At 43.0% G+C, this 16,493-nt stretch carries 16 protein-coding genes and 1 other annotated feature; all 16 genes read right to left on the bottom strand.

From position 1 onward, the window contains the following. Window positions 1-110: 110 nt before the first annotated feature. Window positions 111-1,412: a solute carrier family 23 protein gene (locus AT864_RS05290; RefSeq protein WP_066147165.1), complete on the bottom strand. Its 1,302-nt coding sequence runs from the start codon at window positions 1,410-1,412 to the stop codon at window positions 111-113. Between the two features lie 152 nt (window positions 1,413-1,564). Beyond that, complete coding sequence (gene pyrR, locus AT864_RS05285; RefSeq protein WP_066147163.1) at window positions 1,565-2,107, bottom strand: bifunctional pyr operon transcriptional regulator/uracil phosphoribosyltransferase PyrR; 543 nt, start codon at window positions 2,105-2,107, stop codon at window positions 1,565-1,567. Between the two features lie 159 nt (window positions 2,108-2,266). Further along, window positions 2,267-3,178, bottom strand: coding sequence for an RluA family pseudouridine synthase (locus AT864_RS05280; protein WP_066147161.1), 912 nt, complete (start codon window positions 3,176-3,178; stop codon window positions 2,267-2,269). Next, complete coding sequence (gene lspA, locus AT864_RS05275; RefSeq protein WP_066147158.1) at window positions 3,178-3,642, bottom strand: signal peptidase II; 465 nt, start codon at window positions 3,640-3,642, stop codon at window positions 3,178-3,180. Before lspA ends, AT864_RS05280 begins: the two co-directional genes overlap by 1 nt. Window positions 3,643-4,091: 449 nt before the next feature. Continuing rightward, entirely contained in the window at window positions 4,092-6,866 is a 2,775-nt protein-coding gene (ileS, locus tag AT864_RS05270; protein ID WP_066147156.1) for an isoleucine--tRNA ligase, read from the bottom strand. 53 nt (window positions 6,867-6,919) lie between these two features. Further along, window positions 6,920-7,137, bottom strand: a binding site (T-box leader). Between the two features lie 472 nt (window positions 7,138-7,609). Continuing rightward, a complete protein-coding gene (locus AT864_RS05265) occupies window positions 7,610-8,122 on the bottom strand; it encodes a DivIVA domain-containing protein (protein WP_139788078.1) in 513 nt (170 codons plus the stop codon). Window positions 8,123-8,439: 317 nt separating this feature from the next. Then, entirely contained in the window at window positions 8,440-9,213 is a 774-nt protein-coding gene (locus AT864_RS05260; protein ID WP_066147714.1) for an RNA-binding protein, read from the bottom strand. Window positions 9,214-9,260: 47 nt separating this feature from the next. Further along, entirely contained in the window at window positions 9,261-9,530 is a 270-nt protein-coding gene (locus tag AT864_RS05255; protein ID WP_044746577.1) for a YggT family protein, read from the bottom strand. A gap of 3 nt (window positions 9,531-9,533) precedes the next feature. After that, window positions 9,534-9,965, bottom strand: a complete 432-nt coding sequence (locus AT864_RS05250) for a cell division protein SepF (RefSeq protein WP_044746578.1) — start codon at window positions 9,963-9,965, stop codon at window positions 9,534-9,536. 14 nt (window positions 9,966-9,979) lie between these two features. After that, a complete protein-coding gene (locus AT864_RS05245) occupies window positions 9,980-10,660 on the bottom strand; it encodes a YggS family pyridoxal phosphate-dependent enzyme (protein WP_066147153.1) in 681 nt (226 codons plus the stop codon). Between the two features lie 3 nt (window positions 10,661-10,663). Beyond that, a complete protein-coding gene (pgeF, locus tag AT864_RS05240) occupies window positions 10,664-11,476 on the bottom strand; it encodes a peptidoglycan editing factor PgeF (RefSeq protein ID WP_066147151.1) in 813 nt (270 codons plus the stop codon). Between the two features lie 77 nt (window positions 11,477-11,553). Then, on the bottom strand, window positions 11,554-11,796 hold the full coding sequence (locus tag AT864_RS05235) for a YlmC/YmxH family sporulation protein (protein WP_044746581.1): 243 nt from the start codon (window positions 11,794-11,796) through the stop codon (window positions 11,554-11,556). Window positions 11,797-12,379: 583 nt separating this feature from the next. Then, the gene (gene sigG / locus AT864_RS05230) at window positions 12,380-13,159 is read right to left on the bottom strand and encodes an RNA polymerase sporulation sigma factor SigG (protein ID WP_044746582.1); all 780 of its coding nucleotides are present in this window, start codon (window positions 13,157-13,159) and stop codon (window positions 12,380-12,382) included. Between the two features lie 103 nt (window positions 13,160-13,262). After that, window positions 13,263-13,982 carry an RNA polymerase sporulation sigma factor SigE gene (gene sigE, locus AT864_RS05225; RefSeq protein WP_044746583.1) on the bottom strand — a complete coding sequence of 240 codons (720 nt, stop codon included), beginning with the start codon at window positions 13,980-13,982 and terminating at the stop codon, window positions 13,263-13,265. A 52-nt stretch (window positions 13,983-14,034) separates the two neighbouring features. Continuing rightward, complete coding sequence (gene spoIIGA, locus AT864_RS05220) at window positions 14,035-14,961, bottom strand: sigma-E processing peptidase SpoIIGA (RefSeq protein ID WP_066147149.1); 927 nt, start codon at window positions 14,959-14,961, stop codon at window positions 14,035-14,037. 377 nt (window positions 14,962-15,338) lie between these two features. After that, window positions 15,339-16,475 carry a cell division protein FtsZ gene (ftsZ, locus tag AT864_RS05215; protein WP_044746585.1) on the bottom strand — a complete coding sequence of 379 codons (1,137 nt, stop codon included), beginning with the start codon at window positions 16,473-16,475 and terminating at the stop codon, window positions 15,339-15,341. Window positions 16,476-16,493: the final 18 nt, after the last annotated feature.

Here is a 16,493-nt window from a genome sequence, read left to right as displayed (position 1 = left end):
TTGGGCGCAAAAAGGTGTGCAGAAAGAAAGCCATATGATGACTTTCATTTCTTTTTTGCGCGAACAGCAACACCCTTTTAAGTCTCACAGGACTTAATTAAAAGGCGGCACTACGCGACATGATCTTTATTTTCTTCAAGTTCAAACATATTTTCATTTATTTCTGGGCGTCCAGGCAAAAGCAAGTTCAAAATAACACCGCTGATAGCCGCTAATGCCATTCCTTGAATCTGGAAATTCTCAGACACTTTTAAGATGGCTCCGCCAATGCCAATCACCAAGATGACAGAGGAAATCACTAAGTTTCGTTTATCTCCAAAGTCAATTTTGCTATCGACGAGCATGCGCAACCCGGACGATGCGATAATTCCAAACAGCAGGATCGAAACTCCGCCCATAACCGGGGTTGGGATCGTACTGATTAAAGCGGTCACCTTTCCGATAAATCCAAAGATAATAGCGAACGCCGCTGCGCCAGCCAGCACATACACGCTATACACTCGTGTGATGGCAAGCACACCAATATTTTCTCCATATGTCGTTTTTGGCGGTCCGCCAATTAAGGCAGAAATCATCGTCGCTGTTCCATCGCCCAAAATCGAGCGATGCAATCCAGGCTTTTTAATGTAATCTTGTCCAACAACTTTACTTAATACAAGTTGATGGCCAATATGTTCAGACAATGTGACAAGCGCTACCGGAACCATCAGCAAAATAATCTTTCCCGTTACATGCACAGGATAATCAACAAAAGGAATCAAGAAATCTGGCATTTCAAGCCATTTAGCTTTAGCAATCGGAGACAAATCCACCACTCCTACTGCTAGAGAATACACATATCCAACCACAATCCCGATAAGAATTGGCACTAAACTAAGCAAACCGCGCAAATAGACGGAACAGATAATGGTTGCCGCAAGCGTCACAAGCGCTACAGAAAAATAAGTGAGATTATATTTTCCATCTGGACCGTTCATTGCCATGCCAACGGCTGTATTCGCAAGGCCGAGGCCGATGACAATAATCACAGGACCGACAACAATCGGAGGCAATAATTTCATAATCCAACGATAGCCGGCTCTTTTAATGACTAAAGCGACAATTCCATAGACAGCACCGGCTAAGAAGCTGCCAACCATGGCTGCTCCAGGACCTCCTGCCGCTTTTGCTGCAATAATCGGTGAGATAAAGGCAAAGGAGGAACCGAGATAGGCCGGAACTTGCCATTTTGTAATCATTAAAAACGCGAGTGTTCCGAGACCGCTGGAAATGAGAGCCATTGAAGGGCTTAAACCGACAAGATAAGGCACTAAAATGGTCGCGCCAAACATGGCAAACAGATGTTGAAGACTAAGCGTCAACCATTGAACTGGCGAAGGTCTATCTTTAATTCCCAATACAGGCTTATTCATTGTTTTTTCAATCTCCTTCCGACTATGATTGAGTCATAAAAAAACCCCTCTTTGCCCAGATGATGCAAAGAGGGTGCAATCGTTGCCTAAAAAATCGGCAGACCAATTTGACCCCCTTTGTCAGTCTCTCAGGACTGCCTTTAAAAGGGCGGTTACACGTTCTCATGAATGGTGACTTGATCCACTTGATCCACTTCTTTTAATTCTACTACAATAATTTCTGAACTCGAGGTCGGTACATTTTTGCCAACAAAATCCGCGCGGATCGGCAGTTCACGGTGACCGCGGTCAATCAGCACAGCCAGCTGGATTTGCGCCGGACGCCCAAAATCAATGATGGCATCCATGGCCGCACGCACCGTCCGCCCCGTAAATAAGACGTCATCTACAAGTACAACCTTTTGGTTTGTCACATCAAACGAAATATTAGATCCTTTTACAAGCGGTTCCTTATCGCCTGTTTTTACCGTTAAATCATCGCGATATAGCGTAATATCAAGCTCTCCGACAGGCATCGCCGCGCCTTCGATCTGTTCAATTCGCTCCGCCAGCCGCTTGGCTAAGTAAATGCCGCGCGTTTTAATGCCGACAAGCACACAGTTTTCAATTCCTTTATTTCGCTCAATAATCTCGTGAGCAATGCGCGTCAGGGCCCGGCGAATCGCCTGTTCATCCATCACTACTGCCTTTTGCATTTTTTTCACCTCCGCAAAAAACCCTCCCACCGATCGGTGAGAGGGCAGAAAACAACCACATTTGCTGTATTTAGATCCGGCTCCTTCTCAGCCTCACGGGACTGATTTTAAAGGACTACTATTCACTTAGCTTTATTGTAAAAGCGGATAAAGCTTTTGTCAACGATTATTTCTAAGCATGTCCAAAACCTCGACAAATTCATGCGGAAGCGGTGCTTCGAATTCTAAATACTCTCCTGTCCGTGGATGAGTAAATCCAAGTACACCTGCATGCAGTGCCTGTCCATTGATCGGTAGTGTTTTTTTAGGTCCATATTTTGGATCTCCGGCAAGCGGATAACCAATATATTTCATATGAACGCGAATCTGATGCGTTCTTCCCGTTTCTAGTTGACATTCAATAAACGTAAAATTAGAAAATCTCTCTAGAACACGAAAATGCGTCACAGCTTCCTTTCCATTCTCCACAACAGCCATGCTTTGACGATCATGTTGATCGCGGCCAATCGGAGCATCGACCGTACCGTAATCATGAGGAATGACTCCGTGAACGATAGCTTTATATTTACGCGTGACGGTTTTATGAACAAGCTGATTGACCAGCGCTTCATGCGCCATATCATTTTTTGCTACCATAAGCAAACCAGATGTGTCTTTATCAATCCGATGAACAATTCCAGGACGAAGTATGCCGTTAATGCCTGATAAATCCTTGCAATGGGCAAGCAAACCGTTAACCAGCGTCCCCCTCATATGACCTGGTGCTGGATGGACAACCATTCCTCTCGGTTTGTTTACAACCAAAACATCGGCATCCTCATAATAAATGTCTAATGACATCTCTTCCGGCTCTACATCCAGTGGTTCTGGCTCTGGAAGTTCCACCGCTACTTCATCCCCGACAGAACATTTATAATTCGCTTTTATTTCCGTTCCGTTGACGGTCACAAGTCCATCTTTGATCCATTGCTGAACCTGTGAGCGAGACCATTCGCCATTTAAAGCAGCAATGACTTTATCAATTCGTTCGCGGTCATACGCTTCCTCAATCTGAAACTGTATTACATCCATTACTGATTCTCCTTTTTCTTCGCTCCGCCAATAAAGGTTTGTAAAAAGACAAGGGCTACCCCGATGCATAAGGCGGAATCCGCAATGTTAAAAATCGGGAAATTATAAGTAAAAATATATGTATGAATAAAATCCACAACCTCCTTGCGAACTAATCGGTCAATAAAATTGCCGATCGCTCCGCCGAGCATAAAGCCAAGAGCGACACCAAACAGACGCTCTTCGCGCGGCAGACGCCGAATATAGAACACTAACCCGATCACAACAATGATCGTAATTAAATAAAATAGCCAAAATTGACCTTGTAAAATTCCCCACGCCGCGCCACGATTTCGATGGGACGTAATATAAAGCACATTCGGAATCACTGAAATGCTTTCTCCTATTTGCATGCGTGTAGCCACGAGCCACTTTGTAAACTGGTCAATGATAATGACAATCAGGGCGATCAAATAATAAAACACGCAACTCCCTCCACAACTTGACATATGTACTTTATGAATTGTAGCATAACCGACGAATAATAGACAATGCATGTTTAGACGCTTTTGCATATGTCCAAAACCTGCCGGGCCTCGCACACATTGCTCTTCTCTTATATACAATTGAGCGAACCTTTCGCTCTTTCCATTTTCGCAATGTAATCCCGGGTAACCATATCAATAAATATATCAAAACCCCCGATCCAATGAACCAATATGACAGGCGGACAACCGTCATAAAATCGAATCGGCTTTTGAATAGGCGACATGTTTCATCTTTTCGTTTAATCTCGATCATTCGCAAATGGAGTCAATGCCGGAATTATGAATCCCTTATATATACGTCGTTCAACAGCGAAAGGCTTCGCGAACGGCGCATCAGCTAAAAAAGGCTGCCTGTGACGGCAGCCTTTTTGCTGTAACGTGACCTCTTATGCTTGGCTATATTCTTTAACAATTTGCGCGCAGCGTGGGCATAAAGTCGGATGCTCTTTATCTTGGCCGACTTCTGGTGTGACAACCCAGCAGCGCTCGCAAGTGTCTCCTTTTGCCTGTTGGACGACAATCGCCATGCTCGCAAATTTTTGTGCTTCTGCTGGCGCTTCGGCATAATCTCCTGCCACCGTAAATCCAGAAACGATAAATAACTGCTTCAAGCTTTCCGCGATGGAATCAAGCAGCTGCTTTGTTTCCGGAGTTGGATAAACCATTAAGCTAGCTGTCAATGACTTACCAATCACTTTTTCATTTCGTGCGATCTCTAATGCTTTTAGAACATCATCGCGCACACTCATAAACTCATCCCATTTTTTTAGCAGCTGATCGGCTCCTTCCAGCTCTTGCACTTCCGGCATATCAACAAGCTGGACGCTCTCTTCCTTTTCTTTTCGATTCGGAATATGCCCCCATACCTCATCGGCTGTATGCGGTAAAATTGGAGCCATAAGCTTCGTTAAGGCGACGAGCGTCTCATACAGAACCGTTTGAATAGAGCGGCGTTCTTGATGATCAGCTGTTTCAATATAAAGAACATCTTTTGAAAAATCGAGATAGAACGCACTCAAATCTACTGTACAGAAATTATTGATATCGTGATAAATGGTAGCAAATTCATATCTTTCATATGAATGCTTTACCTTTTGGATTAATTGATTTAATTTCACCAGCATATAGCGGTCCACTTCGCGCAGCTTTGCCAATGGGACCGCATGAATTTGCGGATCAAAATCAAATAAGTTGCCAAGCAAGAAACGGAATGTATTGCGAATTTTTCGATATACTTCCGCTACTTGTTTTAAAATGTTATCAGAAATACGCACATCTGCCTGATAATCAACCGAAGCAACCCAAAGCCGTAGGATATCGGCTCCTAATTGTTCCATGACCTTCGCTGGAACGACGACATTTCCAAGTGACTTACTCATCTTGCGTCCTTCCCCGTCAAGCACAAAGCCATGGCTTAATACGGCTTTATATGGTGCTTTTCCCGTCACAGCAACAGCTGTGGAAAGCGAAGAGTTAAACCAGCCGCGATATTGGTCAGATCCTTCCAGATAAAGGTCCGCTGGGCGCTGCAGATCATCACGTTCCTCTAAAACAGCTTGATGTGATGAGCCTGAATCAAACCACACATCCATAATGTCTGTCTCTTTTGTAAAAATGCCATTCGGGCTTGATGGATGAGTAAAGCCTTCTGGAAGCAAATCTTTTGCTTCTCTCTCAAACCAGATGTTTGAACCATATTGTCTAAATAGGTTGGATACGTGTTCAATCGTTTCATCCGTGATGATTGGCTCACCGTCCTCTGCATAAAAGACCGGGATCGGTACTCCCCATGCGCGTTGTCGCGAGATACACCAGTCGCCTCGGTCACGAACCATGTTATATAAACGCGTTTCTCCCCAAGCAGGGATCCATTTAGTCTCTTGAACAGCTTTTAGTAATTCATCGCGAATTTGATCAATGGAAGCAAACCATTGTGCTGTTGCCCGGAAAATGGTCGGTTGCTTTGTTCTCCAATCGTGTGGGTATGAGTGCGTAATAAACTGCAGTTTTAATAATGCACCCGCTTCTTTTAACTTTTCTGTCACAGCTTTGTTGGCATCATCGTAGAACAATCCTGCAAATCCCGGGGCTTCCTCTGTCATATAGCCTCGTTCATCAACCGGACAAAGCACGCCGAGATGATATTTTTGTCCGATGAGGAAATCATCCTCCCCATGTCCCGGCGCTGTATGGACGCATCCTGTTCCTGCATCGGTTGTAACATGTTCACCGCAAACGACGAGTGAATTACGTTCATAAAACGGATGCTTCGCTACGACGTACTCAAGCTCGTTTCCTTTCAGTGTTTTGATCACCTCCGCTTCCTCCCAGCCAATTTCTTTTTTGACCGAAGGGAGGAGAGCAGAAGCAACTACATATTTTTCATCATTGACTCGAACAACGCTATATTCTAAGTTCGGATGGACGGCAATTCCTAAGTTAGCAGGAATCGTCCAAGGGGTCGTTGTCCAAATGATAATTTTCTCGTCACCTTCAAGAACGCCTTTTCCATCTTTAACAGGGAAAGCCACATAAATAGATGGAGAGCGTTTATCTTTATATTCAATCTCTGCTTCAGCTAATGCTGATTCGCTGGATGGAGACCAGTATACAGGCTTTAGGCCTTTATAAATGAGCCCTTTTTTCGCCATCTCGCCAAATACTTTGATTTGCTGAGCTTCATATTCCGGCTTTAATGTGACATATGGATTGTTCCAATCACCGCGAACCCCGAGACGCTTAAATTGCTGACGCTGACTGTCAATTTGTTCATAAGCATACTCTTCACAAAGTTTACGGAAGTCCGCAACACTCATTGTCTTGCGGTTGACACCTTTATTTTTTGTCAAGGCTGTTTCAATTGGCAACCCATGTGTATCCCAACCAGGAACATATGGAGCACAGTAACCGCTCATTGATTTATAGCGAACGATAAAATCTTTGAGAATTTTATTGAGCGCATGCCCCATATGGATATCACCATTTGCATATGGAGGGCCATCATGCAGCACAAATAGCGGACGTCCTTTCGTGCGCTCCTGAACTTTTCGATAGATATCCATCTCTTCCCATTTTGTTTGCATTTGCGGTTCGCGCCGCGGGAGATTTCCACGCATTGGAAAATTTGTTTGCGGCATCAATAATGTATCTTTATAGTCCATCTCCACATTCCTCCATCTTCATCATCATCAAATATAAAAAGCCGCTCTCTCCCAAAAGGGACGAGAACGGCCTCGCGGTACCACCCTTATTGGCTATGTATGATAGCCCTCTTTACATTCGTAACGGGAATGACGCGCCATCGCTTACTCACCAATTCAGCGTGGGAACTCCAGGGTGATCTTCACTCTTTCGCTTATGCCGGGCTTCCACCGTCCCCAGCTCGCTACAATAAGCATATGAAAGAGCTACTGTCCCTTTCATCGTTGATCACAATATTGTATCTTATACTTGAATGGTCATCCATTCATACGCCTTCATTCAGCTGCACAGCTGGTAAACTACTCACCACTTAGCTAACGCTTGAAGTGGGAGCTTCTCAGTTCTACGACAAAAGAACCTTTCGTCTTCCTGAGCGTTACTTCGGGTCGTTCCAACCCTAGTCGGGGTTCTTTCGTGCCTTGGATATTTTACGCATGGAAGGCTTTGCTTGGTTTTCGTATGCGATTTTCTCCATGCCCCCTCATATCCCGTTCACAAAGAACATGATATACATTTATTCTATCATGCGTTTTGGCTGACGCCCACCAAAATTCATCTCCCGCCTACTCAAGGGGCTATGTCCTTCACGTTCCTTGAGGAGGGAGACTTCTTTCGGAAATCCGTTAAAAAGCACATTTGATCCTCTTTATAGATACACATGATCAATAGTTATTTTGATTATATGCGAAAAGGACAAAATCCGTCAAGATTGGCTCAATTTTTCATGTTCTTCCACTTCAATTTCCTTGACCTCATACTCCATTAAATGGTCCCAATCTCCGTTGTTCAACATTTCAAGCTGGGCTTCCACGAGCATGCGAAAGCGCGTACGGAACACTTTGGATTGACGTTTAAGCTCTTCGATCTCCTGTGCAATCTTCCGCGATTTTGCAAGCGCTTCGCTAATGATGCGATCAGCGTTTTTTTCGGCTTCTTTGATGATAAGCTTAGCCTCTTTTTGCGCATTTCGCTTCACTTCTTCCGCCGTTTCCTGGGCAATCAAAATAGATTTATTAAGCGTTTCTTCAATATTTGTAAAGTAATTAAGCTTTTCCGTTAATTCAGATACCTTTTCCTCGAGCTGTTTTTTTTCGCGAATAATCATTTCATAGTCTTTAATGACTTGATCTAAAAACTCGTTTACTTCGTTTTCATCATACCCGCGGAATCCTTTGCTGAATTCTTTATTATGAATATCTAATGGCGTTAAAGGCACGAATGCCACCTCCGTCTGCATAATTCCTTATATTTACTCGCAGTGCTAGATCAAATCGATTCACTTATGATGTGATGTATACTAGATGAACGAACGGTACCTATTAAATCTCACGACCAGAAGGCAAGTTGGTTCCTTGCCTCGGTTGCGCTTGGCGTGATCGCGCCGACCGTCGAAAGCGGATCATCGCCTGCTCACACAGGAACAAATGTTGAGCGATCGAGTGATATCGATCATCGTTGCATGTAATGTCCAACTAGCACCACAGGTTATATTTCATTTTCGACACATTTCGGCGATTTCCTGCAATTGCTTCATTATTTTTGCATTCCCACTTGAATGCGCCATCGTTCTTTTTTTGTTTTTCCATCGATTGCAATCATTTTAAGACGTCCGAATCCACGGGCAGACAAAACATCGCCTTCCCTGCATTCCCAATGCGCTTGATCCACTGTTTTCCAATTCACCTTTACAAGACCGTTTTCAATGAGCGATTGAATTTTTTGTCTGGATACACCAAAGGCCTGCGCTAATACAGCATCGAGCCGCAGCGATGAAGCCGTTATAGATGCTTCCTTCCACTGTTCTTCTAAAGCAATGATTTGGGTGAATGGTTTTTCCTTAAGAGAAATTTTCGTGCCCCCGATCATATGCAAATGAAGGAGAACATAGTCAGCGATTTCCGATGCGGCAATAAATTGAAGATCGCCGTTTTTCATTAAAATATCGCCGAATTTCCCTCGCTTTAATCCAAGAGACATCAGGGATCCAAGCACTTGCCGATGCTCCAGCGATACAAACTTGCTCGGATAGCCTATAGAAAATAGAGTAAGCGCAAAATCCTCCTCCCCCGGCTGAAAGTATGGGGGATATAAAAGGCCTCTTTTTCTTTCAGTAAATGGCGCTCCTCCAAAAAAAGACAGCTTCACATCTTCATCGCTTCCAATCACCATCCGAACGATTTCTTGTTCGCGCGGATCAAGAAAATCGGTTAGCTTTGGACAATAGTGATTTTTGACAAACTCTTTCCATTCCAGCACTTGATCGATAAAATGATGCTCTTCTTTGCGGAAATGCTGATATAAATTCATCATCCTGACACCTTCTCATAAAGAAGGGAACCCTTATGATGGATTCCCTACACTAAATGTAGCATATTAAACAGAGCATGCAAGCCTCTCGTTGCAAAATTTAACACTAAAAACGCAGCAATAGGCGAGATATCAATCATTCCAATAGGTGGAATAATGCGGCGAAACGGTTCTAAATATGGCTCGCAAATCGTCGCTAAAAGCCGGCCGATCTTTGTATCGCGAGCATTTGGAAACCACGACATTAAAATGTACACAATTAATGCGTACGAATAGATATCGATGAGCGTTGTTAAAAACCAAAGCAAGCTATACATAAACTACCACCTTTTCATCGATGTTTCATCTTCAGAAACAGCAGAGATTGAGCCGGTTACATCTACATTGTCAGGGGTGCATAAAAAAATTCTCGTTCCCACCTGCTGAATGTCTCCGCCGATCGCATAAACGGTACCACTTAAAAAATCAACAATTCGCTTCGCTTGGTCATGCTGAATTCGCTGCAAATTAACCACAACAGCGCGACGGTTTTTTAAATGATCAGCAATTTCCTGCGCCTCAGCATAAGCTCTTGGTTCAATCAACACAACCTTGGATGATTTTTGCACGCTTTGTAGGCTGACGATATTTTGCTTCGCCGTTCCTTTCCCGGCAGGTTGAGGATTTAGCTCCTCCTCTTCCTCATATTCTTCTTCATATTCCTCATAATCTTCTTCTAAAAAATAGTCTTTAAATTTCTTTAGTAAACCCATCTCTCTGCACCTCCTTATTGTTCCTTTCCAACAAGCGATGTTCCCAAACGAATAAATGTCGCTCCTTCTTCAATTGCAATCATGTAATCATTGGACATTCCCATTGACAGTTCTGTGCACGGAGCGTTTGGAATCCCCAATGCTTGTACACGCTGTTGCAACAGCTTCAATTGCCGAAAGCATTGACGCAAAAACGGCTCATCATCCGTGTACGGAGCCATTGTCATCAATCCAACAACCTCGATGTTCGAAAAGCTGCGCAATTGTTCGATAAACGGAAGCACTTCGTCCTTAGACAGCCCATGCTTTGTTGCTTCTCCCGAAACATTCACCTGCACAAAGCATCTGACCGGCTGAAGGGCCCGCTTCTCAATTTCACGGGCAAGAGAAAGGCGATCCAGTGAATGAATATAGTCTACTTTATCGATAATAGCTTTTACTTTGCGAGATTGCAATGTTCCAATAAAATGCCAAGTCGCTTTTTGCCCAATGGCTTCATACTTTTGCAGCAGACCATCATCACGGTTTTCTCCTAAATCGGTTATGCCAGCTGTCAGCGCTTCTTTCGCTCGTTCAATGCTCACATACTTTGTTACCGCGATGATTCGGATGGAGGCGGGATCACGATTCACTCGTTTGCATGCTGTTTCAATGTTAGCGCGGATTATGGCTGCGTTGTTGCGAACAGATTCCATGCACTATTCCTCCTTCCTGACGATAAATGCCATCATTCTTCCAGTTTGTCCATTGTCACGTCGATGGGAAAAAAATAAATCCTCGGCACAGCTTGTGCAATAATCGGACACTTGAATATTGGAAGCAAGTACTCCCTCTTTTATAAGCAATAGCCGATTTAGCTCTTTTAAATCAAGAGCATATTGTCCTAGACTGACTTCTCGATAAGGAAGATCTCTTTTTTCCCCTAATGCATTTTGTGCAGCATTCAACACGCGGTCATCTACAATGTAACAGCAGGAACCGATGGCTGGTCCAATCGCTACCATGATTTCCTGAAGCGGAATATGCTCACGCTCGCACCAAAGACGAACCATTTTGCCGGCGATATTTTTTACGGTTCCTTTCCATCCCGCATGGGCAACGCCGACCAGCCCATAGTTCGGTGCGGCAAAATAAAGTGGAACACAGTCAGCAAAGCAGAGAGCCAATAATAACTCCGCTTCGTTCGTATACAACCCGTCCGTCTGAGCAAGCGCTGTTTCCATATCCACTGCTCCTTTTCCGGCATCCTGCTTTGTTATTTTGGCAATATGTGAGTCATGCGTTTGCTCGCAGCATATCCATCTTGCTAGCGGAATTTGCAAAAGCTCTGACAGCTTTTGTCGATTGCGTACAACAGCAGGCTGAACATCTCCGACATGCAAACCAAGATTGAAGGTCGTAAACGGCTGCTGGCTGAATCCTCCTTGTTTGGTCGTAAAACCCGCCAGCACGTTCTGCCATTCTGTCAACATCAGCAATTCTTCGCCATCTTGATGAAAAATTTCTGGCATGAGTGTCATCCTCTTTGTAGATTTTTATCACTTTTTTTCCTATTTTATCATAGTTTGCTTATAGATGATAACCTTATTTATTCACTTTCGTTTAAACGGACTAAAATAACGTCGGCTCCGATCTTCACAATATTTTGCCACGGAATGACTGTTTCCGCCTCGCGGCCGAATAACCCGAGCACTTTGCCTGATCCCAAAATAATCAATGCATTAATTTGTCCTGTCTGTAAGTTGATATCAATATCACCGATATTCCCTAACTTTTTTCCGTTTGCGACATTCACAACATCTTTTGTTTGAAACTCAGAAATTTTGATCATATGAGTCCCCCGCTTTCATCATCTCTATAGATTGCCAACTCGGTAAAAACAGGCTGATCCGAACCATCCATATTTTTGATCGTGAAAAAACGGTCATGCTGCTCCTGCCCATCAGCGAAAATTCCTTGTGGTTTTTCCACAAACTTCCTAACATCAAAAAGACGAACCCTGAAAAAACAAACTTCATCATATATAAATACAACTTAACCCCCATGTAACCAGTGAATCATGATGCAAAAATAGATGTCTCAACAGCTTGAGCAAGTGATCATCGGATTTCACGAACAATCGGGCGACTGGCTTTTACACATCCGTTCGCATTTATGCACCGTAAGGACAATAACGGAATCTGCCACGAGTAATTGAAAGATTGGAACTGTTCAATCAAGAAAAGAGAATGGGCAATGTTTCGCAGGTCGGGAGTAAATATAATATTTTGTCTTTGCCGTACGAACGTATAAATCCATGCCCTCACATGAACTCCCCATCCATATAAATGATGAAGCCACATCATACACTAATATATATGATATGATGGCTCCTAGCTTTCCGAAAAAAAGAGCTGTTCTAAAATGAACAGCCCTTATACTTGAATATTTTTATTCATTTGACGAATCGCAGCTTTTTCCAATCTCGATACTTGTGCTTGTGAAATACCGATCTCTTCGGCCACTTCCATTTGCGTTTTTCCTTGGAAAAACCGTTTGCGAATAATCATTTTTTCCCGTTCATTTAAACGGCGCAGCCCTTCTTTTAATGCAATTTCCTCAATCCATTGGCTGTCGCGATTTTTTTCATCGCTTAGTTGATCCATGACATAGATAGGGTCGCCCCCATCATTATAAATCGGTTCAAATAAGGAAACAGGATCTTGAATCGCATCTAAAGCAAATACAACCTCTTCATGAGAAACCCCAAGGACATTGGCGATTTCCTCAGCTGTCGGTTCCTTTAGCGTCTCCCCTATTAATTTTTCACGCACTTGAAGCGCTTTATACGCAATGTCGCGCAACGAACGAGATACGCGAATCGGATTATTGTCGCGTAAATAGCGACGAATTTCCCCAATAATCATCGGAACCGCATACGTTGAAAATCTCACATTTTGACTTAAATCAAAATTATCAATCGATTTCATAAGACCGATGCAACCGACTTGAAACAAATCGTCCACAAACTCTCCACGGTTATTAAAACGCTGAATAACGCTGAGGACAAGACGCAAATTGCCATTCACAAGCTTCTCTCTTGCCTCTAAGTCCCCTTCATGCATCTTTTTAAACAGTTCTCTCATTTCCTCGTTTTTTAGTACCGGAAGCTTTGATGTATCTACACCACAAATTTCTACTTTGTTTCTTGTCAAGTCTTTCCCTCCTATCAGGAGATGCTGTCATTGTTCAGTATCTCCTTAGGAAGAAAAAATATGCACATGTCCCATTAAGGAAAAATGGGACATGTGCAATTTTTTACATCATCTTATTGAATTCCTTGCGCAATCGCTTAATAATTCGCTTTTCGAGACGTGATATGTAAGACTGTGAGATGCCAAGTAAATCGGCTACATCTTTTTGTGTTTTTTCTTCTCCGCCAGAAAGACCAAAGCGAAGCTCCATAATTTGTTTTTCACGATCACTTAACTGACGGAGTGCATTTAATAAAAGATGGCGATCCACATCTGCTTCTAAATCTTTTGTAATCACATCTTCTTCTGTTCCAAGTACGTCAGACAATAACAGCTCGTTTCCATCCCAATCAATGTTTAGCGGCTCGTCAAACGATACCTCTGATCTCACCTTATTATTGCGTCGCAAATACATGAGGATTTCATTTTCAATGCATCGCGAAGCATAAGTGGCTAACTTAATCTTTTTTTCAGGATTAAATGTATTGACCGCTTTAATGAGTCCAATAGTCCCAATGCTAATTAAATCTTCAATATTGATTCCTGTATTTTCAAATTTTCGCGCAATATAAACGACTAAGCGCAGATTTCTTTCAATCAGCAGCGATCGAGCCGTTTCATCCCCTAAGGAAAGCTTTTGCAGCAATTCCTCTTCCTCTTCTTTCGTGAGTGGTGGCGGTAGCGCTTCACTTCCTCCAATATAATAAATTTCATCGGTCTTGATTCCGAGTTTGATCAGCAACTTATACCATAAATGCAGAATTCGAAGTTTCCATCGTTTCATAAAAAATCCCCCTTCTAATTTAGATAAAGATGCGTATGATATAGTAACAACCCTATGAAGCGGTTAACCGTTTGCCCGCTTGAATCATTTTCGGATGCACAATGCATTGATATTCCCCGTCCGTCGATAAGCTTGCTTCATTTAAACCAACCAGTCCCTTCGACACTCGAATCCATTGTGCTTCATAGCGAATCATGATTTCATCTGGCTTAATAGCTAATAAAAATCTCTGCTCTTTTCCAATTACACGATAAGGAATGATTCGCAAGCGATTGGACCATTTTTCAAACATGGGATCATTTAACCATTGAAAATCGTCTTGTCGTTTAAATTGCTCAAGGATAAGCGGCGGCAATACATCTTTCATTTCATGGATACAGGTAATCATCACAGGCGTTTTTGTGATGGGATCATACAATTGATTTCCACTATCAATAAGCCCCTTCAGTGAAAGTGAAACATCATCAAAGATAAGCACAACATCCACAATGCTATCAAAACGTATTTTTTTCTCACGAATTCCGGCAATCCTCAAATGGGAAAACAACCATAAAAGCGGAAAGCCAACCAATACAAATAACCAGCTAACAGGATCTCCCGTTCCAAGCGAGTAGGTGGAGAGCATCCCTGTGGTCACTTGGATCTCATGCTGCAGAAAATAGTGAACAGCAATCATCCCTCCCCCAACCATAAAAGTAGCGAAGTAAAACGTAAATAAATTCTCGAAAAAATATCGAAACCGTTTAAAGCCAAATGATATCCAAACGATGATCAATGAGAACAATAACTTGCCAAGCGGTGTTTGTACATATGAAGAAAGCGGTGTAAACATCAAAATCACAAGAAGTGAGCCGATGAAAGCTCCTGCAACTATCCTCCACCATACGGCATTTCTTTTCAGGATAATCGCTGTTAACCAGAGCAGCAATCCGTCAAAACAAAAATTTAATAACCAAATAACATCTAAATAAACGGTCAATCAACTAGCCTCCTTTTACAAGGAACACGACAATCAATCTGAAAATAGTATATAGTACATCTTACTGGAAAGTCTGTCAATTTATGATGGTGAAAAAGTGAATTTTTTGTCAAAGGAAAACGAATAGCAGATCGAGAAAGTGCCGTAGGATTAAACTTCATATAGGCATGAACACCTGTCTAAGCCTTATTTACTTTGTCATAAAAAATTAAGATCTTCCACCTAATGCCCAAGTCATATTCATATGTTCACAGAAAAGCAAAAAGAGCATGAAACAGTGTTCATGCTCTTTTGTGAAGCTACATTTTGGCTTATTTTCTTTTTGCTTCAATTGAATGGGCAAGAATGAAAAAGAACGTTCCTACCCTTTTGCATTTTTAGCGGCGACGGTTGCGATTGCGCAGAAAAGCAGGGATATCAAGCGGATCTTCCACCTGTGAAGAGCGAAGCGAACCATAGTCTTGCACGGGCTCTTCACGTTTTTCACGCTTAACGGTCGTTGTCGCTTTTGGAGCGGTGCCAAAACCAGCGCGAACCGGACGAGAAGATGATGGTGTTTCGCTTTCATTGAACCCAGTGGCAATGACCGTCACGACAATTTCATCCTTTAAGTTTTCATTAATAACAGAACCGAAGATCATGTTTACTTCCTGATCGGAAGCCGAAGCCACAATATCCGCTGCTTCTTGCACTTCATATAGACTTAAGTTCGTACCGCCAGTAATATTCATAAGCACTCCTTGCGCTCCGTCAATCGACGTTTCAAGAAGCGGACTTGAGATCGCTTTTTTGGCGGCTTCAGCCGCACGATTTTCACCGCTAGCGATACCGATTCCCATCAAGGCGGAACCTTTATTGGACATAATGGTTTTAACATCGGCAAAGTCAAGGTTAATTAAACCAGGAACGGCAATTAAGTCGGAAATGCCTTGCACCCCTTGCCGGAGTACGTTGTCTGCTTCACGGAACGCTTCAAGCATCGGCGTATTCTTATCCACGATTTCAAGCAGGCGGTCATTTGGAATCACGATAAGGGTATCGACTGCTTCCTTCATGGCTGCAATTCCATTAGCAGCTTGCATAGCCCGCTTTCTTCCTTCAAATGTGAAAGGACGTGTAACAACGCCAACTGTCAACGCTCCTAGCTCCTTAGCAATTTGGGCGATGACTGGGGCAGCCCCTGTTCCTGTACCGCCCCCCATTCCTGCGGTCACAAATACCATATCGGCTCCTTTTAGAGCTTCTTCAATTTGTTCTTTGCTTTCCTCTGCTGCTTTTTTTCCCACTTCTGGGTTTGCCCCCGCACCTAATCCGCGCGTCAGTTTTGCACCGATTTGCAGCTTAGTAGGAGCTTTCGATAAATTGAGCGCTTGTGCATCGGTGTTGACTGCGATAAACTCCACACCTTGTACGCCATGTTCAATCATCCGATTTACAGCGTTGTTTCCGCCGCCGCCAACACCGATGACCTTAATAGTTGCTAACTGATCAACAGTAGTATCAAACTCCAACATGACAAATCCTCCTAATAA

It is taken from the genome of Anoxybacillus sp. P3H1B (assembly GCF_001560855.1).
GTDB lineage: Bacteria > Bacillota > Bacilli > Bacillales > Anoxybacillaceae > Anoxybacteroides > Anoxybacteroides rupiense.
The sequence above is the reverse complement of the archived record's forward strand: the minus strand, read 5'-3'. Positions and strand labels throughout refer to the sequence as shown.

Excerpts from the sequence above, each read along its gene's own strand:
- sigE (WP_044746583.1), bottom strand. The coding sequence starts at position 13,982 with ATGAAACGATGGAAACTTCGAATTCTGCATTTATGGTATAAGTTGCTG.
- AT864_RS05280 (WP_066147161.1), bottom strand. The coding sequence starts at position 3,178 with ATGGATGTAATACAGTTTCAGATTGAGGAAGCGTATGACCGCGAACGA.
- ftsZ (WP_044746585.1), bottom strand. The coding sequence starts at position 16,475 with ATGTTGGAGTTTGATACTACTGTTGATCAGTTAGCAACTATTAAGGTC.
- AT864_RS05250 (WP_044746578.1), bottom strand. The coding sequence starts at position 9,965 with ATGGGTTTACTAAAGAAATTTAAAGACTATTTTTTAGAAGAAGATTAT.
- pyrR (WP_066147163.1), bottom strand. The coding sequence starts at position 2,107 with ATGCAAAAGGCAGTAGTGATGGATGAACAGGCGATTCGCCGGGCCCTG.
- ileS (WP_066147156.1), bottom strand. The coding sequence starts at position 6,866 with ATGGACTATAAAGATACATTATTGATGCCGCAAACAAATTTTCCAATG.
- AT864_RS05245 (WP_066147153.1), bottom strand. The coding sequence starts at position 10,660 with ATGGAATCTGTTCGCAACAACGCAGCCATAATCCGCGCTAACATTGAA.
- AT864_RS05235 (WP_044746581.1), bottom strand. The coding sequence starts at position 11,796 with ATGATCAAAATTTCTGAGTTTCAAACAAAAGATGTTGTGAATGTCGCA.
- pgeF (WP_066147151.1), bottom strand. The coding sequence starts at position 11,476 with ATGCCAGAAATTTTTCATCAAGATGGCGAAGAATTGCTGATGTTGACA.
- AT864_RS05255 (WP_044746577.1), bottom strand. The coding sequence starts at position 9,530 with ATGTATAGCTTGCTTTGGTTTTTAACAACGCTCATCGATATCTATTCG.
- AT864_RS05290 (WP_066147165.1), bottom strand. The coding sequence starts at position 1,412 with ATGAATAAGCCTGTATTGGGAATTAAAGATAGACCTTCGCCAGTTCAA.
- AT864_RS05260 (WP_066147714.1), bottom strand. The coding sequence starts at position 9,213 with ATGAATTTATATCAGCATTTCCGCAAAGAAGAGCATCATTTTATCGAT.